Origin of the sequence: Streptomyces sp. NPDC058195, from assembly GCF_042883525.1 — a bacterium.
Classification (GTDB): domain Bacteria; phylum Actinomycetota; class Actinomycetes; order Streptomycetales; family Streptomycetaceae; genus Streptomyces.
Genome location: NZ_JBHVVM010000064.1, coordinates 1 through 5,333, shown reverse-complemented (window position 1 = coordinate 5,333; position 5,333 = coordinate 1). Strand labels below are relative to the sequence as shown.

At 71.7% G+C, this 5,333-nt stretch carries 2 protein-coding genes; both read right to left on the bottom strand.

The genetic code is table 11. From position 1 onward, the window contains the following. Positions 1 to 1,636, bottom strand: a 1,636-nt coding sequence (locus tag ACFVWY_RS35415; RefSeq protein WP_389879020.1) for a condensation domain-containing protein, incomplete at its 3' end; no start/stop codon positions are given. Continuing rightward, a partial coding sequence (locus tag ACFVWY_RS35410; RefSeq protein WP_389879019.1) for an amino acid adenylation domain-containing protein occupies positions 1,633 to 5,333 on the bottom strand: 3,701 nt, incomplete at its 5' end. The genes ACFVWY_RS35410 and ACFVWY_RS35415, both read right to left, overlap by 4 nt.

Sequence of the window (5,333 nt, the reverse complement as noted above, 5' to 3'; positions counted from 1 at the left end):
CCGGATCAACCGGCACATACGAACCACCAGCCTTCAACACCGCCAACAACGCCACCACCGCATCCACCGACCGCGGCAACGCCACCACCACACGCAACTCCACACCCACACCACGCGACACCAACAACCGAGCCAGACGATTCACCCGACCATCCAGCTCCCCATACGACAGACACACCTCACCACACACCACCGCCGGAGCCCCCGGCACCGCACGCACCTGCTCCTCGAACAACACCGGCAACGACTTCACCGGCATCTGGGCCACGGGGCCCCGGTGGGCGTCGGGAAGGGCGCGCTCCCACTGCTCCAGCACGTCCAGACGGCCGACCGGCGCGCTGGTCCCGCTCGCCAGCGTGCGCAGGGCCCGTACGAGGCGCTCACCCAGGGTCCGCACGGCCGTCGCGTCGAGGAGGTCCTGCCGGTAGGAGAGGCGCAGGTTCAGCTCGCTCCCGGGGATGACCATCAGGGTCAGCGGGTAGTGCGTGGCGTCGCGTCCCCGGAACCCGGCGATCCGGAGCCCGCCGCCGTCCGAGGCGGCCCTGACCGTTCCGGTGGGCGCGGAGGGGTAGTTCTCGTAGATGAGCAGCGAGTCGAACAGCGGGGCGTCGCCCCGCAGTCCGCTGAGCTGCTTGATCGAAGGCAGGTCGTAGTGGTGGTGCGGCATGAGGTCGGCCTGCTCCTGCTGGACCCTGGTCACCAGAGCGGCGAGGGTTTCCGCGGGGCGCAGCCGGACCCGTACGGGGAGCGTGTTGATGAACAGCCCGACCATCGTCTCGGCTCCCGCGACCTCGACGGGGCGGCCGGAGACGGTGGCGCCGAACACCACGTCGTCACGTCCGGTGTGCTGGGCCAGTACCAGAGCCCACGCCGTCTGCACCATGGTGCTCGTGGTGACGCCCAGGCTCCTGGCCCGTTGCGTCAGGGCCGCCGTGGTGTCCGCGTCCAGGGCCATTTCCAGCAGTTCCGGCAGGGCGGGGGGCGCTCCGAAGGCCGGGGGCACGAGCAGCGAGGGCTCGTCGAAGCCCTCCATGACCTCGGCCCAGGCCGCGCGGTCGGCGGCGGCGTCCCGGCGCGACAGCCATTCGAGGTGGGCGCGCGGCGGGCGCACCGGCGGCAGTCCGGAGGTGTCGCCGCCGGTTCCGTACAGGGTGACGAGGTCGCGGAGGACGATCGGCTGGGACCAGCCGTCGAAGAGGAGGTGGTGGTTGGACATCACGAACACGTACCTGTCCTCGGCGAGGCGTACGCACAGGAACCGCACCAGGGGCGGCTTCATGAGGTCGAAGGGCGCGTACCGGTCGGCCTCCAGCAGCTCGGCGAGACGCGCCTCGCGTTCGTCCTCCGGGAGGCCGGTCAGGTCATGGTCGTACCAGGGCAGTGGTACGGCCTTGGGGATGAGCTGGACCGGCCGGCTCAGTCCTTCGTGGCGGAAGGCGGCCCTGAGCCCGGGGTGCCGGGCGAGCAGCGCCTGTGCCGCGGCCCGCAGGGAGGGCACGGACAGGTCGCCCTCAAGGTCGACGGTCATCTGTACGGCGTAGACGTCGGGGGCGTCCGCGTCGTAAAGCCGGTGGAAGAGCATGCCCTCCTGCATCGGGGAGAGCGGAAGGATGTCCTGCAGACCTGAGTTGTTCACGAAGTCCTCCACTCGGCCTCGATGGCGTCGATCTCGTTCTGGCTCAGTCCGGCACCGAGCAGGTCCGACGGGGTGTGCCCGCCCGCGTCCGGGTTGTCGGCGTGGTCGGCCAGCGCTTCCAGCGCTGCGATCCAGGTGTGGGCCAGATCGGCGATCCGGTCCTGTTCGAACAGGCCGGTGGCCCAGGTCCAGGTGGCCGTCAGGGACGGACCGTCCTCGTACTCGCGGACCACCACGTTCAGTTCCACCGGGTGCAGCAGCGGTCCGTGCGACTCCTCCGCGCCCGCGGTACCCCGTGTCGTGGGATCGGCCGCCTGGCCCTTGGTGCGGCCCAGGTAGTTGTAGGCGATCTGCGGGGCGGGAAGCATCGCCAGGTCGCCCGAGGTCTCGGGGTTGAGGTAGCGGAGCAGTCCGTAGCCCGTGCCGTCTCCCGGTACCGCCCGGAGCTGCTCCTTGACGGTCTTCACCGCCTGGCCCGCGCCCGTACCCGCCTTCATGGCGTCACCGGTGTCCACTCCGCCGAGGTCCAGCCGCACCGGGTGGACGCTGGTGAACCAGCCGACGGTCGTCGTCAGGTCGGCTCCGGGCATCAGCTCCTCGTCCCGTCCGTGGCCCTCCACGTCGACCAGCAGCGCCGTACCGCTGCCACGCCAGCGGGTGACCGCGAGGGCCAGGCCGGTGAGGAGCACGTCGTCGACGGCGGCGTGGAAGGCGGCCGGGACGGTGGACAGCACGCGTTCGGTGACGTCCGTGCCCAGGGTCAGCGACAGCCGGGCCGACGCGCCGAAGACATCGCGGTCCCGGTCGAACGGCCGCTTGCCCAGGGGCTGGTCGGGGCCGGTGAGGAGCTGCTTCCACACCGTCGCCTCGGCGGTCCGTTCGGGGCTGCGGGCCGCGGTGTGCAGCGCGCGCGTCCACTGGCGGAGCGAGGTTCCGATGGGGCGCAGTTCCGGCTTCCGGTTCTCGCTCAGCGCGTTCCAGCACTCGATCAGCTCGGGCAGCAGGATGCGCCAGGACACCTCGTCGACGGCGAAGTGGTGGATGGCCACGAGGGCGAGCCCCGCCTCGTCGGGGCCGCGGTCGAACCAGACCACCTCGACGTTGCGTCCCTCGCGCGGGTCGAGCCTGCCCCGGGCGGCTTCGGTCTCCTTCGCCAGGAGGCCGGTTCCGCCGTCGGGTTCCGCGGCGAGGTCGACGCGGCGTACGGCGTCGGCCAGGTCCACCGCGTCCTCGTCCTGGATCTCCAGCGACTGCCCGCCGTCCTCGCCGTCCTCACCGACGAGCCTCAGGCGCAGCGCGTCGTGCCGTCGGACGATCGTCTCGACGGTGGTCCGCAGCTCCTCAAGGCCGCTGCCCGCCGGCAGCTCCAGGAACCGTGACTGGGCGAACCGTTCGCCGCTGCCGCCGCGTTCGGTGAACCAGCTGAGCACCGGTGTGACCGGCAGCGGCCCCTCCTCGTCGTCGGCGGGCCTCCCGGCCCCTGCCGACGCGTCGGCGGACCGGGCCGCGGCGGCGAGTGTCGCCGGGGTCTGGTGCGTGAAGACGTCACGGGGGCTGAGACCGAGCCCCGCGGCCCGCGCCCGGCCGATCAGCTGGATCGACGAGATGCTGTCGCCGCCGAGGTCGAAGAACCGGTCGTCCGGGCCGACCGCTTCGAGGCCGAGCACCTCGGCGAACAGCCGGCACAGCAGCTCCTCGCGGTGGCCCCGGGGAGCGGACGACGCCTCGTGCTTCGGCTCGGGCAGCGCGCCGTGGTCGACCTTGCCGTTCGGTGAGAGGGGCAGCTCGTCGACCACGACGTACGCGGAGGGAACCATGTACGCGGGCAGGGTCTCCGCGACGAAGTGCCGCAGCTCCTCCTGGTCGAGCACCGCGCCGGGCTCGGGGAGGGCGTAGCCGACGAGCCTGCGGTGGCCCGGCCTGTCCTCACGGATGGTGGCCGCCGCCTGGGCGACACCGGGGAAGCGGACCAGTACGGATTCCACTTCGCCGAGTTCGACCCGGAACCCGCCGAACTTGACCTGGCCGTCGTCGCGTCCGGCGAACTCCAGCGTGCCGTCCGCCCTCCAGCGGACGAGGTCTCCGGAGCGGTACATCCGCTCGCCCGGAGCGCCGTAGGGGTTGGCGACGAACCTCTCCGCGGTCCGCTCCGGCGCCCGGTGGTACCCCCGGGCGAGCCCGGCTCCGGCGATCCACAGCTCACCGACGACGCCCGGTGGCACGGGACGCAGCCGGGTGTCCAGGATGTAGAGCCTCTGGTTGTCGAACGGGGTGCCGATCGAGACGACGGGGAGCTCCTCGTCGGCCTCGTACTCCCAGGAGGTGGCCCCGACGGTGATCTCGGAGGGCCCGTACAGGTTGATCACCCGGTGCCGGGCGGCCCAGCGGTGTGCGGTGGCCGGCGGGAGGATGTCGCCCCCCATGGTGACCGTGAGGCCCGCCGGGAACTCCTCCTCGGGGAGGCTGGCGAAGACCGCCGGCGGCAGCATCATGTGGGTCACGCCGGTCGCGCCGACGAGGCGGGCGATCTCGCTGCCCAGGGGCTGGTCACCGGGCGCCAGGACGAGCGTGGCACCGGTCAGCAGCGAGGCGAGGACGTCCCAGACCGCGGCGTCGAAACTCATGGACACCATCTGCAGGACACGGCTGCCCCGGCCGACACGCTGGCGGGCGACGGTGGTGGAGATCAGGCTGGGCAGGCCCTCGTGGAGAAGCACCACGCCCTTGGGGCGGCCGGTGGATCCCGAGGTGTAGACCATGAAGGCCGGGCTGAGCGGGGAGACCGGCACGTTCCGGGGCGCGGTCCCGCCGTCGTGGAGAACCGTCGCCGCGATCCCGGGGTCGTCGAGCAGGAGGACCGGTGTGCCGTCCTGGGCGACCAGGTCGCGCAGACCGTTCTGCGTGACGATGAGCTCCGGTCGGCCGTCCTCCAGCATGAGGGCGATGCGCTCGGCCGGGTAGTTGGGGTCGAGCGCCATGACCGCTCCCCCGGCCTTGAGGGTGGCGATGAGGGTCACGACCCAGGACTCGGAGCGCTCCAGGGCAACGGCGACGAACTTCTCGGGTCCGACGCCGCGCTCGGCCAGCAGCCGGGCCAACCGGTCGGACCGCCGGTCCAGCTCGGCGTACGTCAGGGTGTTTCCGGCGAAGACGACGGCCACGTCGTCGGGGGCCTCGTTCACCCGGGCGCGGAACATGTCGGCCACGGAGACGCCGGTCTCCTCGCGCTCCGTGTCGTTCCACGCCCTGAGGACCTTGTCCCGTTCGGCGGGCGTCAGCGCGTCGCACGACGACAGGTCCTGGTCGGGTGCTCCGACGAGCGTCTCCAGAAGATGCACGAAGCGCTGGGCGAGGGCGGAGGCGGTGGCGGGCTCGAACAGGTCGGTGCTGAACTCCACCAGGCCCTGCAGACCCATGAACCCGCCGTCGTCCCCCCGCAGCTCGGCGAACCCGAAGAGCAGGTCGGACTTGGCCGTGCCGACGCCCACGGCCTCTGGTGCCGCGGTGAGCTGTCCCAGGCTGTCCGGAACGGCGTTCGCGCTGTGCTCACGCTCGTTGTTGAGCGTGAGCATGACCTGGAAGAGGGGGTGGCTGGACAGGGTGCGTTCGGGGTTGATGATGTCGACGAGGCGTTCGAAGGGGAGGTCCTGGTGGGCGTAGGCCCCGAGGTCGGTCTCCCGGACGCGGGCCAGCAGCT